The sequence below is a fragment of the Klebsiella sp. K5-45 genome (assembly GCF_030128605.1).
Lineage (GTDB): Bacteria > Pseudomonadota > Gammaproteobacteria > Enterobacterales > Enterobacteriaceae > Klebsiella > Klebsiella quasipneumoniae.
Window position 1 is genome coordinate 325516 of record NZ_JAKUZW010000003.1, and the last position, 16775, is coordinate 342290.

At 52.5% G+C, this 16775-nt stretch carries 31 protein-coding genes, 1 tRNA gene and 1 pseudogene; 18 read left to right on the forward strand and 15 right to left on the reverse strand.

The features are described from left to right. Positions 1 to 8: 8 nt before the first annotated feature. The 12 genes from MKS11_RS08270 to MKS11_RS08325 all read right to left on the reverse strand — a co-directional run bounded on the left by MKS11_RS08270 (position 9) and on the right by MKS11_RS08325 (position 5552). Positions 9 to 317 (reverse strand): hypothetical protein, encoded by a 309-nt coding sequence (locus MKS11_RS08270; RefSeq protein WP_135717519.1) that lies wholly within the window; start codon positions 315 to 317, stop codon positions 9 to 11. Continuing rightward, positions 305 to 592, reverse strand: coding sequence for a hypothetical protein (locus tag MKS11_RS08275; RefSeq protein ID WP_135717520.1), 288 nt, complete (start codon positions 590 to 592; stop codon positions 305 to 307). Before MKS11_RS08275 ends, MKS11_RS08270 begins: the two co-directional genes overlap by 13 nt. A 302-nt stretch (positions 593 to 894) precedes the next feature. Beyond that, positions 895 to 1203: a hypothetical protein gene (locus MKS11_RS08280; protein WP_284109490.1), complete on the reverse strand. Its 309-nt coding sequence runs from the start codon at positions 1201 to 1203 to the stop codon at positions 895 to 897. Next, positions 1196 to 1384 (reverse strand): hypothetical protein, encoded by a 189-nt coding sequence (locus tag MKS11_RS08285; protein ID WP_284109504.1) that lies wholly within the window; start codon positions 1382 to 1384, stop codon positions 1196 to 1198. Before MKS11_RS08285 ends, MKS11_RS08280 begins: the two co-directional genes overlap by 8 nt. Beyond that, positions 1384 to 2427 (reverse strand): DUF551 domain-containing protein, encoded by a 1044-nt coding sequence (locus MKS11_RS08290; RefSeq protein ID WP_284109491.1) that lies wholly within the window; start codon positions 2425 to 2427, stop codon positions 1384 to 1386. The genes MKS11_RS08285 and MKS11_RS08290 overlap by 1 nt, the downstream gene beginning before the upstream one ends. Positions 2428 to 2431: 4 nt before the next feature. Beyond that, the gene (locus MKS11_RS08295; protein ID WP_023339691.1) at positions 2432 to 2620 is read right to left on the reverse strand and encodes a hypothetical protein; all 189 of its coding nucleotides are present in this window, start codon (positions 2618 to 2620) and stop codon (positions 2432 to 2434) included. After that, positions 2620 to 3126: a hypothetical protein gene (locus MKS11_RS08300; RefSeq protein WP_284109492.1), complete on the reverse strand. Its 507-nt coding sequence runs from the start codon at positions 3124 to 3126 to the stop codon at positions 2620 to 2622. The genes MKS11_RS08295 and MKS11_RS08300 overlap by 1 nt, the downstream gene beginning before the upstream one ends. Continuing rightward, a complete protein-coding gene (locus MKS11_RS08305; protein WP_095463523.1) occupies positions 3123 to 3425 on the reverse strand; it encodes a helix-turn-helix domain-containing protein in 303 nt (100 codons plus the stop codon). Before MKS11_RS08305 ends, MKS11_RS08300 begins: the two co-directional genes overlap by 4 nt. Continuing rightward, complete coding sequence (locus MKS11_RS08310) at positions 3425 to 4201, reverse strand: replication protein P (RefSeq protein ID WP_004178817.1); 777 nt, start codon at positions 4199 to 4201, stop codon at positions 3425 to 3427. The genes MKS11_RS08305 and MKS11_RS08310 overlap by 1 nt, the downstream gene beginning before the upstream one ends. Beyond that, positions 4198 to 4926: a helix-turn-helix domain-containing protein gene (locus MKS11_RS08315; protein WP_284109505.1), complete on the reverse strand. Its 729-nt coding sequence runs from the start codon at positions 4924 to 4926 to the stop codon at positions 4198 to 4200. The genes MKS11_RS08310 and MKS11_RS08315 overlap by 4 nt, the downstream gene beginning before the upstream one ends. Positions 4927 to 5059: 133 nt before the next feature. Next, positions 5060 to 5281, reverse strand: coding sequence for a CII family transcriptional regulator (locus tag MKS11_RS08320; RefSeq protein WP_001548453.1), 222 nt, complete (start codon positions 5279 to 5281; stop codon positions 5060 to 5062). A 79-nt stretch (positions 5282 to 5360) separates the two neighbouring features. Beyond that, positions 5361 to 5552 (reverse strand): Cro/CI family transcriptional regulator, encoded by a 192-nt coding sequence (locus MKS11_RS08325; protein ID WP_001548452.1) that lies wholly within the window; start codon positions 5550 to 5552, stop codon positions 5361 to 5363. Between the two features lie 104 nt (positions 5553 to 5656). On the opposite strand from MKS11_RS08325, the gene MKS11_RS08330 reads away from it, so the two are divergent. The 3 genes from MKS11_RS08330 to MKS11_RS08340 are packed head-to-tail and all read left to right on the forward strand — an operon-like array spanning position 5657 to position 7227. Continuing rightward, the gene (locus tag MKS11_RS08330) at positions 5657 to 6367 is read left to right on the forward strand and encodes a LexA family transcriptional regulator (RefSeq protein ID WP_032420811.1); all 711 of its coding nucleotides are present in this window, start codon (positions 5657 to 5659) and stop codon (positions 6365 to 6367) included. Between the two features lie 49 nt (positions 6368 to 6416). Next, the gene (locus MKS11_RS08335; RefSeq protein ID WP_064392090.1) at positions 6417 to 6845 is read left to right on the forward strand and encodes a hypothetical protein; all 429 of its coding nucleotides are present in this window, start codon (positions 6417 to 6419) and stop codon (positions 6843 to 6845) included. A gap of 1 nt (position 6846) precedes the next feature. Continuing rightward, entirely contained in the window at positions 6847 to 7227 is a 381-nt protein-coding gene (locus MKS11_RS08340; protein ID WP_224347532.1) for a hypothetical protein, read from the forward strand. A 30-nt stretch (positions 7228 to 7257) separates the two neighbouring features. Here MKS11_RS08340 and MKS11_RS08345 read toward each other — a convergent pair whose 3' ends face one another. Next, positions 7258 to 7461: a hypothetical protein gene (locus MKS11_RS08345; RefSeq protein WP_096645176.1), complete on the reverse strand. Its 204-nt coding sequence runs from the start codon at positions 7459 to 7461 to the stop codon at positions 7258 to 7260. A 324-nt stretch (positions 7462 to 7785) separates the two neighbouring features. Between MKS11_RS08345 and MKS11_RS08350 the strand changes: the two genes are divergently transcribed. From MKS11_RS08350 to MKS11_RS08410, 13 genes and pseudogenes are all read left to right on the forward strand, one after another. Continuing rightward, positions 7786 to 8001, forward strand: a complete 216-nt coding sequence (locus MKS11_RS08350; RefSeq protein ID WP_284109493.1) for a hypothetical protein — start codon at positions 7786 to 7788, stop codon at positions 7999 to 8001. Then, entirely contained in the window at positions 7998 to 8108 is a 111-nt protein-coding gene (locus MKS11_RS08355) for a hypothetical protein (RefSeq protein ID WP_004201106.1), read from the forward strand. Before MKS11_RS08350 ends, MKS11_RS08355 begins: the two co-directional genes overlap by 4 nt. Next, on the forward strand, positions 8101 to 8295 hold the full coding sequence (locus MKS11_RS08360) for a hypothetical protein (protein WP_019704100.1): 195 nt from the start codon (positions 8101 to 8103) through the stop codon (positions 8293 to 8295). The genes MKS11_RS08355 and MKS11_RS08360 overlap by 8 nt, the downstream gene beginning before the upstream one ends. Before the next feature lie 87 nt (positions 8296 to 8382). Next, positions 8383 to 9354, forward strand: coding sequence for a hypothetical protein (locus tag MKS11_RS08365; RefSeq protein ID WP_284109494.1), 972 nt, complete (start codon positions 8383 to 8385; stop codon positions 9352 to 9354). 7 nt (positions 9355 to 9361) lie between these two features. After that, on the forward strand, positions 9362 to 9646 hold the full coding sequence (gene gamL / locus MKS11_RS08370; RefSeq protein WP_284109495.1) for a host nuclease inhibitor GamL: 285 nt from the start codon (positions 9362 to 9364) through the stop codon (positions 9644 to 9646). A 15-nt stretch (positions 9647 to 9661) separates the two neighbouring features. Next, on the forward strand, positions 9662 to 10507 hold the full coding sequence (gene bet / locus MKS11_RS08375; protein ID WP_284109496.1) for a phage recombination protein Bet: 846 nt from the start codon (positions 9662 to 9664) through the stop codon (positions 10505 to 10507). Then, a complete protein-coding gene (locus MKS11_RS08380) occupies positions 10504 to 11184 on the forward strand; it encodes a lambda exonuclease family protein (protein WP_064169424.1) in 681 nt (226 codons plus the stop codon). The genes bet and MKS11_RS08380 overlap by 4 nt, the downstream gene beginning before the upstream one ends. Beyond that, a complete protein-coding gene (locus tag MKS11_RS08385; RefSeq protein ID WP_023283323.1) occupies positions 11181 to 11339 on the forward strand; it encodes a DUF1317 family protein in 159 nt (52 codons plus the stop codon). Before MKS11_RS08380 ends, MKS11_RS08385 begins: the two co-directional genes overlap by 4 nt. Further along, positions 11336 to 11863: a phage N-6-adenine-methyltransferase gene (locus tag MKS11_RS08390; RefSeq protein WP_117121043.1), complete on the forward strand. Its 528-nt coding sequence runs from the start codon at positions 11336 to 11338 to the stop codon at positions 11861 to 11863. The genes MKS11_RS08385 and MKS11_RS08390 overlap by 4 nt, the downstream gene beginning before the upstream one ends. Beyond that, on the forward strand, positions 11860 to 12078 hold the full coding sequence (locus MKS11_RS08395; protein WP_284109497.1) for a hypothetical protein: 219 nt from the start codon (positions 11860 to 11862) through the stop codon (positions 12076 to 12078). The genes MKS11_RS08390 and MKS11_RS08395 overlap by 4 nt, the downstream gene beginning before the upstream one ends. Before the next feature lies 1 nt (position 12079). Further along, a complete protein-coding gene (locus MKS11_RS08400; RefSeq protein ID WP_063079899.1) occupies positions 12080 to 12295 on the forward strand; it encodes a TraR/DksA family transcriptional regulator in 216 nt (71 codons plus the stop codon). A 3-nt stretch (positions 12296 to 12298) separates the two neighbouring features. Continuing rightward, positions 12299 to 12391, forward strand: a pseudogene (locus MKS11_RS08405) (helix-turn-helix domain-containing protein); the annotation flags it as partial. Between the two features lie 134 nt (positions 12392 to 12525). Further along, positions 12526 to 13686 carry a site-specific integrase gene (locus MKS11_RS08410; RefSeq protein WP_284109498.1) on the forward strand — a complete coding sequence of 387 codons (1161 nt, stop codon included), beginning with the start codon at positions 12526 to 12528 and terminating at the stop codon, positions 13684 to 13686. 18 nt (positions 13687 to 13704) lie between these two features. Here MKS11_RS08410 and MKS11_RS08415 read toward each other — a convergent pair. Beyond that, positions 13705 to 13781: transfer RNA gene (locus tag MKS11_RS08415), tRNA-Arg, on the reverse strand. 339 nt (positions 13782 to 14120) lie between these two features. Here MKS11_RS08415 and folD point away from each other — a divergent pair. Both folD and ybcJ read left to right on the forward strand, forming a co-directional pair. Next, positions 14121 to 14987, forward strand: a complete 867-nt coding sequence (gene folD / locus MKS11_RS08420; RefSeq protein WP_004143017.1) for a bifunctional methylenetetrahydrofolate dehydrogenase/methenyltetrahydrofolate cyclohydrolase FolD — start codon at positions 14121 to 14123, stop codon at positions 14985 to 14987. Position 14988: 1 nt separating this feature from the next. Next, positions 14989 to 15201: a ribosome-associated protein YbcJ gene (ybcJ, locus tag MKS11_RS08425; protein WP_004143016.1), complete on the forward strand. Its 213-nt coding sequence runs from the start codon at positions 14989 to 14991 to the stop codon at positions 15199 to 15201. A 45-nt stretch (positions 15202 to 15246) separates the two neighbouring features. Here the strand turns inward: ybcJ and cysS are convergent, their stop codons facing one another. Then, positions 15247 to 16632 (reverse strand): cysteine--tRNA ligase, encoded by a 1386-nt coding sequence (gene cysS, locus MKS11_RS08430; RefSeq protein ID WP_004204706.1) that lies wholly within the window; start codon positions 16630 to 16632, stop codon positions 15247 to 15249. Between the last annotated feature and the right edge of the window lie 143 nt (positions 16633 to 16775).

The following is a 16775-nucleotide window of genomic DNA, read 5'->3' on the forward strand; positions in this document are numbered from 1 at the left end:
TAAATCCATCAGCCACCAATGGCTTTAAGGATATCATCAACACTCATTGAAGGGTCAACGATAAAATCTCGCTCACTCTTTCTCGAGCGCCCGCGGATACCATTATAAAGGCCATCCCAAAATTCTACTGCAATCTTTGATCGGTTCGAGGCTACAGGCAGCACACCTGAGTATTCAGTAACATACAGTTTAGATGTAACTGGTTTCTTTTTAGAGGACACTTCCCCATCACCGAACCCAATCAGGTTAATCATCATCAAATCAAACGAACCTGATGAAAATGTCTTGATAGGCATAGTACAAATCATTTTTTCCACCCCCGCTCGTTGATTAAGCTTGTTAAGGCTTCATGAAATTCCTGAACGGCAGATTTTGTCATCGTAACAGACCCTAGCTTAACGATATCAATCTTAGCTTGAGAAACCTGTCCCGATGCATCAAGGAAATGCGAAACTTTTGGTCCCATGAAAGCAAAATTGACTACATCTCCACTTGATGTCTGGTATGGAGTCATGGATACCACATCAGCACTGAAGTCTATCTCATTGCTCATAACTGGAACTGGGGCAAGATTCCCTTCAGTCATTGACATAATCGTCTCGCATTCAGTTGTTAACTTTGGGGTGAGTTTATTACCTTAATGGTAATCCTTCAACCTTTGGTTGAATCTATCGCCCTCAGAATGGCCTTAGAAATCGTCCAAAAACACGAAAAATCACCGTGTACCAGGATGCATCTCAAATCTTCGCCTCTTGTAGAGCTTCTGGCTTCGTTCTGGACGTGGTTGCAAGAGCTTCGTTTTTAGCATGGACAGCACGTTTTGCTCTTCAGTTGAGGCCATACGACAAAAAACCCACCTAACGGTGGGTTGCGGCTTTGCGTTCTGCGGGGGATTTAGGCATGCTCCCGCTCCTTCTGGCGCTCGTCTTCATTGCTGAAGTCGTCACCATCAATGGGCATCAGGTGGCTGGATGGGAAAATACACATACCACCAGATGGCTTGCTTTTGTAAATCGAAACATCACCAGATACGACCCACCCTGATTCACCTGTATTGGTCTTCATTGCGCAGCTAATCCCGTTTGGGAATTGATGGAACTCACCGTTTAAAACCTTTCGGATCAATGTTACTGATTTACCAATCTCATTTTTATTTTCAGACGCGATCACCAATGCCAACCCACCCGCGCGTAACTCAGCCATGGCTCACCTCTACGCATTGAATATTATCTACGTGTGGTGAAATATCGCTCCACGCCCTCCTGTCATCTGCAACTTTCATCGCCTTAATGGCTGCTTTGCACTGCTCCATACTCTGCATGGGAACCACCTGCATATTCGATGTATTGCTGCTGATGACGAAAATCAGGAAGATGTACGTCATCACTTCACCTCCTGCGGGGCGCATGGAGGCAGCATCCAGTGGGTTATCTCGTTTTCGATAGCATCGCCGCAATGATAAAAAGTCTGTGTTTTATGGCTGTAGTGACCGCTTGTTACTTCTCCAATTTCAGCATCCCATAGGATTACCTGTGTGCGGTCTTCGGGCATCCGCTCGCTTACCGGAATCCATCCTTGGTTTTGCGCCGGAGTGACGCTGTTTTGCGCCGGGCAGCAATCGGATTGCGCCGGAGATTTGGTGTGCAGCACCTGCACATTTTCGTCACTCCTGCAGATCGCTTCAGTTCCTGCACTTTTTTTTAATTCCTGCAGCATGGCGGCGCGGCAGGCGTCATACGCCTCACGCATTGCGTCTTTAACCCATCCGAGGGGCTTCCGATTAGCAGCTGAAAGCCATTCTTCAAAAGATGGCACTACCGGTGCTGACTGGAACGGCTTCCTGTCCTTCACCCAGGTAACCAGCGCCTGAATATGCTTTTCACAGGTTGCCGCTAGCATCTCATCTGATTCAGGTGCTGCTATACCGGCGTTACTGAGGGCCAAACGCAGGCCATTCGGCACTACCGGCGCTGGCTGCGCGTGGCGATAGAGCAGAATAATTCGGCGCTCGTCTGCATGCGGAGTAACAGGGTTAACAGTGAAAAGGTACCCGCAACCACCACGATCAACGTCTCGCAACTCCTGTTCATCTGTCCACGCCACCGGCTCGCTGTCCGCTACCGGCTGCGATGGCGGCATATCTGGACCTTTGCGAATGGCTTTTGCCAGCTCGATAGGGTCATCGTAAAGCCAGTCTCCGGTGTCAGGGTGATTGGCTTCTGCCAGTCGAGCGGCCCACTCCAGACCGTCTTTGTGTCCCTGCAGGTAGTCAAGAGGCAGCTCAACCGACTCGCTGCTGTCCATTGCGGCTAGCGCCATGCGGGCCAACTCCTGAGACTCTTCGTGCGTGGCAGTTCGAAGATTGAACCCGCTTTGACCTTCAGCTAATTCCTGCAGGCGCTCTCTGGTTATGGTTGATTTGGTCATTGGGCTATTCCTCCACGCTTATATCTACGGAAACTTTCATCTTCCCTGCGGTGACCTCAAATCCAGTAACATCCGCATTTAGCATGTATTCCGAGATAACCAGGGCGAGTAGTTTCAATTTGGCGTCGGTGTTGTTGCCGTTCAGTTCTTCCAGGAGCTCGACAACCGGCTCCATGTGTTCACCCATTTTCATCACTCAGCCTCCACCTTGATGCCAGCGGCGCGCATAGCGGCGACATCACCAGAACGCACACCTTCAGCCAGTAGCCGGAAGGCCCGATTTAGCGTTTTATCGTGAACCTCTGCCAGGTACTCATTGATATCGGTCAGCTTCACGGTGACGGCGCGGGACTCGTCATCCAGCGGTGGCAGATCTGGAGTGTTCACGCCAAACAGCGCCGCCAGTGCGCGATAGTTCTGCTCGCTGTGATAGCGACCTTTGCAGCGGACAAGTTTCTCGGCTGCTGCGTTGATGGTCTGCGCCTTCTCCAGCGCCTCTACCAGAGCCACATTCTCCGCAGCCAGTTGAGCATTTTGGTCTGCCAGCATATTCCCGGTTTTTATGGCGGCATCCAGTGAAGCGCTGCAAATGCTGAACTCTTTAGCCAGCTTCAGGAACTTCTGCTCTCTGATCGACAGCTCGCCTGCGCTCTCCAGGGAGGCGATGAGCTCGTTTACTGCCTGTAGTGTGATAGTCATTTTCTTACTCCCGCCAGGCAATAGTTAAACAGTTTGGTCATTGGGTTTGCGCCGTCAGGACGATGGCGGTACTGAACAGACGGATCGCTTTCGGTTACGGCTGTTGTGTCAATCAGGGTGTAGCGGTAGCTCCTGCACTCACCTTCACGCTTAACCTGTCCGTCACGGTGCATCTGCCACAGGGAGGAATTGACCACTGAAGAGTCAAGGCCGGTACCGCGGCGGATATCCTGAAAGCTGCAGCCAGGATGCTGGCCGATGAAGTTAATAACGGCTTGTTTGCCCGAGTTCTTTTTCATCAGATAAGCCCTCTCTCTTTCCCGCGCAGGTATTCATCCCGCAGCCACTGAGCCGGAGTTAACGCACCGAGCGATGCCGCGCTTGGCATACATCCGAAGCTTTTGCCTTCAGGGTGAAACCCCTGCTGCCGGCTGACATGGTTTGTCGGAATGGCTTCCTGGTTGTTCTCCAGAGCCAGTACCGGCGACGGTATTTGTTCTCCGGCGGCGACTTTCAGCGCCCAGTCTTCCAGCTTTTTAGCGGCATATTTCTCGGTTTCTGCCTCGCTGAGCTGGCGCTGGTACATTGCTCGCCGGGTATCGGTAACAACCCAGTACATGACAGGGTGAGACCATGGGAAGCGCTCAGCACCGCCGGTATGCAGCCCTTTTTCACGGCTGTAGCGGTGGAACTCATTCATCACGTCGACAAGGGTCACACCGAGCACAGTGCCGCTGTCCTTGCACCACTTGATGAACTGGCCAGGCGATGGCCAGAACGGCGATTCACTGGCTCTCGCATGGCGTACGCCGGCGGATAACTGCTCACGGGTGCGGATTCCGTTTTCGGCAAAAGCAGCAATCCACTGGCGCTTTGCTGTCTTCTCTTCGGCATCGGTCCGCAGGTTAGTCTGGGTAGAGGCCGGGAAGATCTGCTTCAGCTGACGGAACAGAGAGTCAACCAGCCTTTCAGCTTCGAAATCGAGAAGCCTCTGCGGCTCCGTGCTCCCTGCGGCCATTCTGGCCAGCGCATCACCATCGCGATTGCTGATCGCGGTCATAAGCTGTGCGGTCATATGAAGTCCTTCCAGCCTTCAGGGCTGTTCCAGTGTGGGGAATCAGATTCGCTTCTCTGGCGCCCGGAAAGCGGATTAACTCTCGCGTTCCTGAGCCATACCCGGAATGCCGAGTTCCAGTCGATCAGCTTTGTGCCGCGGGCCTGGTGATAATCACGAAAGTTCAGCAACTCGGTTTCAATGTTGATCCCTTTCTCCGAGGCAATCGCAATGTGATCTGCCGATGGCTTGAAGGCAGGAGGGAAAGGTATTTCCCCGTTGGGTGAAATCCCGATCCGTCGCTTTGCAGCCTCGCTGATAAACTTCCCTCGCGCAGAGAGAGAGTCTGGTTCAGTGACTGGTTCAAAAGAGTGACTGGTTCTGGTGCCATCTGGTGGCATAGGGGGTGTGCCATCAGATGGCATAGGGGGTGCTATTTCATGGCATACCCCTGTGCTTTTTGATGGCATAGGGGTGGCATCAAGGTTCAGATAATACACGTTGGATGTATTACCCTTCCCGTTGTTGACCCCAACGCGATTTTCACGCTTGAGCAGCCCCATATCCTCAAGCGCATCAATATGGTTGCGAACAGCGGATTTGCTGCATTCGCACTGATCAGCAATGTGTTGATACGAAGGCCAGCATTCGCCCTTGTCGTTGGCGTTGTCGGCCAGCTTGATAAGAACGAGCTTACGCAGTGAGTTTCCCACTTTGACCCCCATTGCTTTCGCCATAAGTGACATGCTCACGTGCTACCTCCGGATTGTTTACTCTTACAGATTTACCAGGCATAATTACCTCGCAATTACCTCTTCGTTTTTGCACCTGAAAGCCGTTAGTGTTAGCGCACTGCGGCTTTCGCCTTTCTGTTCCCACTTATGCTTCAAAGTCACCTTTCTCTCCCGGTCTGTTAGAAATCAGGATGGCCAGCAGCAGCGACATGTTCGGCAGCAGACTTTCCCGCCAGCGACTCACCGTCGACTTATTCACTCCGGCCACTTTGGCGATATTCGTGGTTCCCAGTTCAGCTATCTGGCTGTGTAACCAGCTTTCTATCCTGCGAGCCTCCACTTTGTTGCGTGTCGTTGAACTCTCCATTTGTGATACTTCCTCTGGTGGTGATTGGAATAGCTGAATTACTCAGTCAGAACCCGCTGACTGCTCAATTCAGCTTTGTTTAATCAGGATTTCTGTTGTGTGGGAAAGGCTTGATCTCTTCAGCCTTAATTTTTCCATCAGGCAGCGTGTTAACGAAAATCTTCCTTCCCACCCGGATAGCTTTACTAATTGCGGTCTGGTGAACGCCGATGGCATCAGCAGCTCTTGCCTGTCCAACTTCGTCAACGTATTCAGCTAAAGAAATTTTCATGTGGTTAGCTCCTATCAACTCATGAGCAAACAATACCACAAGTATTAAACATTGCAATACCGCAAGTATTTTTAAAATAAGAGCATTGGTATTACTATTTGAAAATGGAAAAGAAAAAGACACTGACATCGGCTCAGATCGCTGACGCAGAAAGGCTGAAAGCCCTCTATGAAGCCAAGAAAAAAGAGCTTGGGATCACACAGCAATCAATAGCTGACATGCTAGACATATCTCAGGGTGGCGTTGGGCATTACTTGAATGGCAGGAATGCCCTTAATGCTGCCGTGGCTGCTGTTTTTGCCAGAGCCCTCCAGGTGGATGTCTCTGATTTTAGCCCCAGCCTTGCGAAAGAAATATCTGCAATGAGTGCTGCCGCTACATCGAATGCCAAGTATGTAGGCCAGTACGCCCCAGGCATTAAATACCCTGTATTAAGCAAGATTCAGGCTGGGAATTGGTCGGAAGCGTGCGAGCCGTATGCACTTAAAGATATCGATCTATGGCTCGAATCAGACGCTCACATCCAGGGGGAAGCGTTCTGGTTGTTGGTCGAGGGGGAATCCATGACTGCCCCGGTCGGGCTCAGCATACCTGAGGGTACATATGTTCTTTTTGATACCGGAAGGGAGCCGGTCAACGGAAGCCTCGTTATTGCAAAACTCTCGGAATCAAACGAGGCGACATTTAAAAAACTGATCATTGATGGTGACCAGAAGTACCTGAAGGGCTTAAACCCTCAATGGCCATTGGTTCCCATCAACGGAAACTGTCGAATCATTGGTGTGGCTGTAGAAACTAAGTTGAGACTTGTGTGATCGGCAGCATGCCGCAAACGTACAGGAAGCATGGGTGAGGATTTAACTTATGGAAAAAATTGCATTTTTATACGTATCTCAAATTTTTCCCGGAAAGATAGCGCGTTCAGTTAACTACCCACAACCATGGATCAAACCTGATGATGAGTCAGGGAAAATCAGCATTGATGTATCATTTGGATTAATAATTAAAACCAAAGTCAATTATCGTGTCGATGTGGATATGTTCTTTGGGGATCAAAGAGTTGATTTCGGCAGCAACCAATCCTTACAATCTGAACCGATAATAGCAGGTACGACTTCCGGAAATGAATCAGTTAGCATCGAGAACATGTCGCTAATGAACGTAGCTGTAAAAGATGAGGGAATTTATAAGGTTACACTATCTTTACATGTAATGGACGACAAGCAAGAAAAAAGCAACATGGTTCATAGCAGTGAGTGTTTTTTCTATTTATCAAAAGAATGGAAAATTTGATATGTCGAATTCCGCTTATCTTCGCAGAGTACAACCTGTTGCCAATGAAGAGTTCAATGTGCATACTTTAAAGCATAGTGACGGCAATGGGGGAGGTGGTGATATGGAGCAGCGTCTAGCGGTTCTTGAGGCCAAAGTGTCTCACATTGAATCTGATGTTACTGAATTGAAGAACACTGTTGCAGTAGTTGATAAAAACACGGCTGTAATCCTTGAGCGCCTTGATGGCATAAAAGAATCATTAGCAAAAAAACCATCTTCTGACGCTGTTGATAAAAAAATCGCAGAAGCCAAAGTCTCTCAAATAATCTGGACAATTGGTTCAGTGCTGGCAATTGTCTCTATTGCCTCTGGTATCGTCATCAAGGTTCTTCACTCCTGAAGCCCGGCCATCGCGCCGGGTTTTAGTGCCCTACTCTTCCCTCAGCATCAGCACATCCAGTGCCAGCTCTACTGCCAGTTCTACCCTGTTTCCCTGCCACAACATCTGAATCATCTCTATCAGCGCCTCTCTTGATGGCTCGCGCTTCTCAACCAGCAGCTGCATAACCGCTATCCCGATAACCTGCGCAATCTGCGGGTGCATTTCTGCGAAAAACTCATCCTCATTCGACATGGCGCTGCCCTCTTTGGCGTTTTTTTGAGCATAACAGCACTCTTTACAAAAATAAATCAACTTTAAAATCATACCGTTAGTAGTTTTATTAAATTTTATAATACTAGCGGTATTGATATAAAATAATACCCGGAGTATTATCATCTTATCCAAACAACACCGGCAACGCCGGGGTGAAGTCAAAACGTCCCGTTAGCCGCGATAAGGCAAAGGTGAAGAGATGATCCGCGAAGAAGACAAGCCTGCATGGCGTAATTTTTGGTTAAAGGTCGTTCCGTTTTTGGTTGCTGTCCTTTTTTTTAGCTTCGCATGCTGGGGTGGAAAATGAGCAAAGAAAACAATGGCGGCCCTGCATATCCAACGCAAGGGTACGAAGGTTTGACTGTTCGTGATTACTTTGCAGCAAAAGCGATGCAGGGCTGGCTGGCAAGTTATCCAGAGAGCAATCAGCACCCTGTGGCTACTCACCATGAAAACATGGTTGCTGAACTTTCTTACCTGATGGCTGATGCAATGTTGAAAGCGCGGGAGGAAGCATGAGCAAACAAGGCATTCGTTCACTGATTTACTGCCTGCTGATCTGCGGCGTTATCTGGACAGCGTTGATTATCAAAATTCTGCACGTTACGGGGGTGTTCAATGGCTAACTCAATTCCTAACAGCGGACGCGCCGTGATGATGCGTAACGCTAAAACTGGCGCCACCTGGAAGGTTTCACGTGACTACCTGAAAGAAACCTTCTGGTTCGAGCCACAGGGCAACCTGCGCCACATTCGCAAAGCATTTGAGGCACGTGACCTGCTGCCGAACCTGGTACCAGCCGGTACGCATTAACCGCGCATATCAGCGCACGAATTTAACTGAGCTATCAGGCAGCCATTACGGTGCCGGGCGTTTCACAACCAAATTTCAGGGGAAGTCATGAGCGAAATAATGGATTTAGTCGTCATCGAGAAAAAGAACGCGATGGCGGTTTTCACCAATAACGACCAGCTCGACCCGCTTATCGAAGCGATCGAAAAAGAGGCTCGCAGCCTGGTGCCGGACGTGACCACCAAAAAAGGCCGTGACGCTATCGCATCCATGGCTCACAAGGTCGCGCGCTCTAAAACCTACATCGACAACGCAGGTAAAGACCTGGTCGCTGAGCTGAAGGCTCTGCCAAAGCAGATTGACGAAAGCCGCCGCGTTGTCCGTGAACGTCTCGATGCGCTGAAAGATGAAGTGCGTCGCCCGCTGACTGAATGGGAAGCCGAGCAGGAACGCATTAAGGCAGAAGAAACCATGAACGCCCTTCACGTCGAAGCGCTGGTCATGAATGAAGAGTTCGATCGCCAGATGGCTGCTCGTATTGAGTCTGACCACGAAATGGCCCTGCTGATGAATGACGCTTTCGACCGTGATCAGGCTGAGAAAAAAGCAGAAGCCGAACGCCAGCGCGTTGCCCGAGAACTAGAGATTAAGCGCCTGGCAGAAGAGAAAGCGAAGCGTGAGGCAGCAGAACAGGCGCAGCGTGAAATTGACGCCGCAGCCGCCAGGGAGCGCGAAGCGATTTTGGCCAAAGAGCGAGCCGAACGTGAACAGAGAGAAGCAGCAGAGCGTGCGGAGCGCGAAAAGCAGGCCGCTGTTGAAGCGGAACGCCGCAAAGCACAGGAAGAAGCAGATCGCATCCGCCGCGAGGCAGAGCAACGCGAACAGGCCCGCCTGGCTGAGGAGAAACGTAAAGCCGATGAGCAGGCGCGACGCGAAGCTGACGTTAAGCACCGCAAGGCTGTAGGCACTGAAATCGTCAAAGCTCTTATGGCCAATACCAGCCTTACTCGGGATCAGGCTATCGAGGTGCTCACCGCGGTTAAAGACGACCGCATTCCTCATACCGGAATCAGTTACTGAGGTGCTTATGAACGCATACCGCGCATATGACGTAATCGAAGAGCGTAAGTGGGCTGAACAGTTGCTCACCGAAGAGAAGGAAAAGTGGATTGACGATCGGGCACAGGAAATTATCGACACCCTGCCGAAAGAGCCGTCAGGCCTGTTCCGCTTCTCTGTACCGATGGACAAAAGCCCATACGAAGGCCTCCGCAGCGATTCCGCCGGAGAGGCATATAACGATCTCATCTCGGCAGTAGCTTACGCCCAGGCGGAATACGACTGGGATCACCGCACCGGCTGCCCGTTTTAACTTTGGGGAATAGCAATGGCTAACGAACTTGTGATTACAACCAGCTCTCTTGCTGAGCGAGGCATTGACGGCGCCACCTGGAGCGCCCTCAAAAACAGTATTTACCCTGGCGCCAAGGATGAGTCGGTGATGATGGCGCTGGACTACTGCCGGGCCAGAAACCTCGATCCGCTTCTGAAGCCCGTTCATCTGGTGCCAATGAGCGTTAAGGACTCGAAGTCGGGTAAAAGCGAGTGGCGCGATGTGGTTATGCCTGGCATCGGGCTTTATCGGATTCAGGCCGATCGCTCCGGTGATTACGCTGGCGCAAAAGAACCAGAGTTCGGCCCGGACGTCACTCTGACGCTTACCGGTGTTGAGGTGACAGTCCCTCAATGGTGCAAGTACACGGTCAGCAAGCGCATGCCGAGCGGGGAGATCGTCGAATTCAGTGCGAAAGAATACTGGGTTGAAAACTACGCCACCGCCGGCCGCGACACTACCGCGCCAAATGCTATGTGGAAAAAGCGCCCTTATGGCCAGCTGGCGAAGTGTGCCGAGGCCCAGGCTCTGCGTAAGGCGTGGCCTGAAATTGGACAACAGCCCACTGCCGAGGAGATGGAAGGTAAAACGCTGGAAGTGGATGCGCGTGACGTAACGCCGCGCAGCACGACAGAGGCGCTCCCCCTGGTGGCCAGTGAGGAAACGCTGCAGGCAATTACCGACCTCCTGACGTCCCTGAATAAGGACTGGGAGCAGGACTTCCTGCCTCTGTGCAGCAACATCTTCAAGCGTGACATTTTCCAGGCATCACAACTCACCGAAGAAGAAGCGCAGAAAGGCTTTAGCTTCCTCCAGAAAAAAGCGCAGGTGGCAGCATGACACCAGAAATTATCCTTGCACGCACTGGCATTGACGTTACCCGCGTTGAGCAGGGTGATGAATCCTGGCACCGCTTACGCCTGGGCGTGATCACCGCCTCGGAAGTCCATAACGTCATTTCGAAGCCGAGATCAGGCACCAAGTGGACTGACATGAAAATGTCTTATTTCCACACGCTGCTCGCAGAGGTTTGCACCGGCGCGGCGCCGGAAGTTAACGCCAAGGCGCTGGCCTGGGGGAAACAGTATGAGGCCGACGCTCGCACCCTGTTTGAGTTCACCACCGACGTGCAGGTAACCGAGTCGCCGATCCTTTTCCGTGACGAAGGTATGCGCACCGCCTGCTCACCAGACGGTCTGTGCAGTGATGGTCGCGGCCTTGAGCTGAAGTGCCCTTTCACCTCTCGCGACTTCATGAAATTCAGGCTTGGCGGCTTCGAGGCTATCAAATCCGCCTACATGGCCCAGGTGCAATTCAGTATGTGGGTAACCGGGAAGGATGCCTGGTACTTCGCGAATTATGACCCTCGCATGAAGCGAGAAGGTATTCACCACGTGGTTGTTGAGCGCGACGACAAATACATGTCCGACTTCAACGAAATGGTGCCGGAGTTCATCAGCAAGATGGATGAATCGCTGTCGGAGATCGGTTTCACCTTCGGGGAGCAGTGGAAATGAAACATTACCGCGACGCCATAACCGTAGGAAAAGTGAAGTGCATGTACTCCGTCCTTCATCGTGGCTGGCTAATGCCATCTGGTGAAGTGGTAAGAAACCCGTTAAAGGCTCAGCGGCTGGCTGAAGAGCTGGACACGAAAAGAGGTGCGCAATGACTGATTTCGGCGGATCGAAAACTCCAAAAAATGAACGTGACTACTGGCAAACACCGATTGAAATTTTCAACGCGCTCGACCGCGAGTTTGGCTTCTGGCTGGATGCTGCAGCCTCTGAGAGTAACGCGCTATGCGCTCACTATCTCACTGAGCTGGATGACTCGCTGAACAGCGAATGGACATCATACGGGGCGATCTGGTGTAACCCACCCTATTCCGATATTGGGCCGTGGGTGGAAAAGGCTGCTGAGCAATCCCGGGCGCAGTCTCAGGCCGTAGTGATGTTGCTACCAGCTGACATCTCTACTGGCTGGTTTATTTCAGCCATGCAATCAGCTGATGAACTCAGGCTCATAACCGGCGGCCGTGTTCAGTTTGTTCCGGCATCCGTTACAGGAAAGCGCCAGAGCAACCCCAAAGGCTCGCTTCTGTTTATCTGGCGTCCGTACATCACCCCGCGACACATAATCACGTCTGTATCGCTGGCTGAGTTAAAGCGGATCGGGACTCTGGAGGCAGCATGACGCCAGAAGAAAAGAAAAATGCGCTCAGAAGCATCGCGCGCAGGGCTAACGATGAGGTTAAGGCAAAACGACGGTCATCTCCCGCTTTAAGTTGCGATGAGATATCACGACCGATCCTCAACGGATGCATGCAGCTGATAAGGCAGCTTGGGTTAACGCCAAGCCATCTCTATGTGGAAATAGGCATTTTGAACGGAAAGATAAAGGAGCGCTGACATGCCAGAGATCATCGATCAGGCCAACGAGCTGGCAGAGCGCCGGCTGGAAATGACCATCCAGAACATGCGCATCAACCATGCGGCAGTTTCAGCTACTCACTGCCGCGACTGCGGGGAAGAGATACCCGAGCGGCGCCGGGAACTGGTGGCGGGATGCCAGCGCTGTGCTGACTGTCAGGAAGAAGAGGAATTACGCGGTAAGCATCGGAGGTGATGGATGGAATCACATAGCCTTACTCTGGCCGAAGCCTGTGAGCTTCTGCAGATATCACGTCCTACGGCCACTAACTGGATACGATCAGGCAGGCTTATCGCAACCAGAAAAGACCCAAGTAAACCAAAGTCACCATACCTCACAACCAGACAGGCATGCATTGCAGCACTAAACTCGCCACTGCATACTGTCGGAGTGAGCGCGGGTGATGCACATAAAGAGGATCGAAAATGTCCATCTTCCGCAGAGGTGAAATATGGTACGCCTCGTACTCGCTCCCGGGCGGGAAGCGAATTAAGGAATCTCTTGGGACAGCGGACAAGCGGCAAGCTCAGGAGTTGCACGATAAAAGAAAGGCCGAACTCTGGCGAGTAGACAGGCTCGGCGACTTTCCTGAAGTGACTTTTGAAGAAGCATGCCTCCGCTGGCTGGAAGAGAAAGCAGACAAGAAATCGCTCGATACCGATAAAGGCCGGATGGGATTCTGGCTTGAGCATTTCGAAGGCGTGACGCTAAAGGATATTACCGAGGCAAAGATTTATGCCGCGGTTAGCAGGATGCAGAACAGGAAAGCAAGGGAGACCTGGCAGAAAAGAGTTGAAGCGGCAAAGAGGAAGGGTAAGGAGATCCCAGTGTTTGAGCCAAAGCCTGTCACTACATCGACAAAGGCTAAGCACCTGGCGCTGATGAAAGCTATCCTGCGCGCAGCAGAGCGCGACTGGAAATGGCTGGAGAAAGCGCCAGTTATCAAGATACCGTCAGTAAGAAATAAGCGCGTTCGGTGGCTTGAGCATGAAGAGGCGAAAAGGCTGATTGATGAATGTCCGGAGCCGCTGAAGTCGGTCGTTAAGTTTGCGCTGGCGACCGGCCTCAGAAGGTCGAACATCATCAATCTGGAATGGCAGCAAATCGACATGCAGCGTCGGGTTGCCTGGGTTAACCCTGAGGACAGCAAATCAAACCGCGCTATTGGCGTAGCGCTTAATGATACTGCCTGTAAGGTTCTGCGCGATCAGATAGGGAACCATCATAAATGGGTGTTCGTCCATACAAAAGCATGGCATCGCCCGGATCGCTCATTAACCCCATCTGTAAGGAAGATGCGCGTTGATGACAATCGGGCGTGGAACTCGGCATGCAAACGGGCAGGAATTGAGGATTTCCGTTTCCATGACCTGAGACACACCTGGGCAAGCTGGTTAATTCAGTCTGGCGTTCCGCTTTCTGTGCTTCAGGAAATGGGTGGTTGGGAAAGCATCGAAATGGTCCGTCGATATGCTCACCTGGCACCTAACCATTTAACTGAGCATGCACGTCAAATTGACTCTATTTTTGCAGAAGATGTCCCAAATATGCCCCACAAGGAAAATTCAGTGGCTGGAGGAATTTGATAAGTGCTTGATTATTAATGGCACGCCCTACAGGATTCGAACCTGTGACCTACGGCTTAGAAGGCCGTTGCTCTATCCAGCTGAGCTAAGGGCGCCCTGAGAAGCGAGTGCTTCGCGGAGTGAAACGCCTGGAATTATACGGTCCACGTCGGTTGAGTCAATCCATTTTGCCAGGAAACTGCGGGGCTTATACGACGCTGGCGAAATATCCTCCACCAACTGTACAAGAAGCATACCGCCGGGCCTAATGCGCGCGTAAATCGACTCAGTGGCCAGGCGCAACGCACCTATAACCATGTAATAACCAGGGTCATAACAGGCTAAATTAGCCTCAGACAGGATAAAACAGCAAACGAGGACTGACAGCGAGGCCGGCTTCTGACAAAATATCCTCATCCCCCTTTCGTAAAGATACAGATGGAATCCTCTCTCTGATGGCAGCAAAAATTATTGACGGTAAAACGATTGCGCAGCAGGTACGCTCTGAGGTTGCGGAAAAAGTGAAGGCTCGCGTTGCGGCCGGAAAACGCGCCCCTGGGCTGGCCGTCGTGCTGGTCGGCAGCAACCCGGCCTCGCAGATTTATGTCGGCAGCAAGCGCAAAGCATGTGAAGAAGTGGGCTTCGTCTCCCGCTCTTACGATCTCCCGGAAACCACCAGCGAAGCCGAGCTGCTGGAGCTTATCGACACCCTGAATGCCGATAAGACCATCGACGGTATTCTGGTTCAGCTGCCCCTGCCTGCAGGGATAGATAACGTCAAAGTTCTTGAGCGCATCGCGCCGGATAAAGACGTTGACGGCTTCCATCCTTACAACGTTGGCCGCCTGTGCCAGCGGGCGCCGCGCCTGCGTCCGTGCACCCCACGCGGTATCGTGACGCTGCTGGAACGCTACAATATCGACACCTACGGCCTGAATGCGGTGGTCATTGGCGCCTCCAATATCGTCGGCCGCCCGATGAGCATGGAGCTGCTGCTGGCCGGCTGCACCACCACCGTCACCCACCGCTTTACCAAAAACCTGCGCCATCATGTCGAAAACGCCGACCTGCTGATCGTCGCGGTGGGTAAACCGGGCTTTATTCCTGGCGAATGGATCAAAGAAGGGGCGATTGTGGTCGATGTCGGCATTAACCGTCTGGAAAGCGGCAAAGTGGTCGGCGACGTGGTGTATGAAGATGCCGCTGAACGCGCCTCCTACATCACCCCGGTTCCCGGCGGCGTTGGCCCGATGACCGTCGCCACTCTGATTCAGAACACGCTGCAGGCGTGCGAAGAGTACCACGACGTTGAGGAGGCCTGAGATGGCGACATTTTCCTTAGGAAAACACCCGCACGTTGAGCTGTGCGATCTGCTGAAACTCGAAGGCTGGAGCGAAAGCGGCGCCCAGGCGAAGATCGCCATCGCCGACGGGCTGGTAAAAGTCGACGGCGCGGTGGAAACCCGCAAACGCTGCAAAATCGTCGCCGGTCAGACGGTGAGCTTTGAAGGCCAGAGCGTCACCGTCACGGCCTGACAGCGAAAAGGAAAACGCCCGCTTAAGCGGGCGTTTTTTTATGGCTTACTTCCGGCGCCAGGTGGTGCCCTGCGGGCCATCTTCCAGCACGATACCCATCTCGTTAAGACGATCGCGCGCCGCATCCGCCGCCGCCCAGTCTTTCGCTTTACGCGCGTCCAGACGCTGCTGGATAAGCGATTCAATTTCCGCCACTTCCGCGTCGTCAGCCTGCGCACCGCTCTGCAGGAAGGCGTCCGGCTCCTGCTCCAGCAGCCCCAGCACCGACGCAAGCTTACGCAGGTGGGCCGCCATGGCGTTCGCCGCGGCCGCGTCCTCGGTTTTCAGACGGTTCACTTCGCGAGCCATATCGAACAGCACCGAGTAGGCTTCCGGGGTGTTGAAGTCATCGTCCATCGCCTCGATAAAGCGTGCTTCGAAGGCTTCGCCGCCCGCCGCATCGACGGATTTGTCGGTACCGCGCAGCGCAGTATACAGACGCTCCAGCGCCGAACGCGCCTGCTTGAGGTTCTCTTCGCTATAGTTCAGCTGGCTGCGATAGTGGCCGGACATCAGGAAGTAGCGAATGGTCTCGGCATCGTAATACTTCAGCACGTCGCGGACGGTAAAGAAGTTGCCCAGCGATTTCGACATCTTCTCGCGGTCGACCATCACCATGCCGGAGTGCATCCAGTAGTTAACGTACTCGCCGTCATGGGCGCAGGTGGACTGAGCGATTTCGTTTTCGTGATGCGGGAACATCAGATCGGAACCGCCGCCGTGAATGTCAAAATGGTTGCCCAGCTGTTTGCAGTTCATCGCCGAGCACTCGATATGCCATCCCGGACGGCCTGCGCCCCACGGCGACGGCCAGCTTGGCTCGCCCTCTTTCGACATCTTCCACAGGACGAAGTCCATCGGATTACGCTTGACGTCAACCACGTCGACGCGCGCCCCCGCCTGCAGCTGATCGAGATCCTGACGCGACAGCAAACCGTAGTTCGGGTCTGTCGGCACATCGAACATTACGTCGCCGTTATCCGCCACATAGGCATGGCCTTTGGCGATCAATTGCTCGGTAATCTCGATGATCTCCGCAATATGATGCGTCGCGCGCGGCTCGCTGTCGGGACGCAAAATATTCAGGGCGTCAAAATCCTTGTGCATTTCGGCGATCATCCGATCGACCAGCGCGACAAAGCTTTCGCCGTTTTCATTAGCGCGCTTAATGATTTTGTCGTCGATATCGGTGATATTGCGCACGTACTTCAGCTTATAGCCGAGAAAACGCAGATAACGCGCCACAACGTCAAAGGAGACGAAGGTACGCCCATGGCCGATGTGACAGAGATCGTAAACGGTAATACCACACACGTACATGCCGACTTCCCCGGCATGGATAGGTTTAAATTCCTCTTTCTGGCGCGTCAGTGTATTAAAAATTTTTAACATCGAAGATTCCGTGTAGACGTGTGTGGGTAATGAAGCCTCTATAATACCCATAATTCAGACAGGACGCAGCACACATTGCAAGGTGCATCGACCCCCGCGGTTATGCTATAACACCCCCCTATATCTCACCCGACACCGGGTGC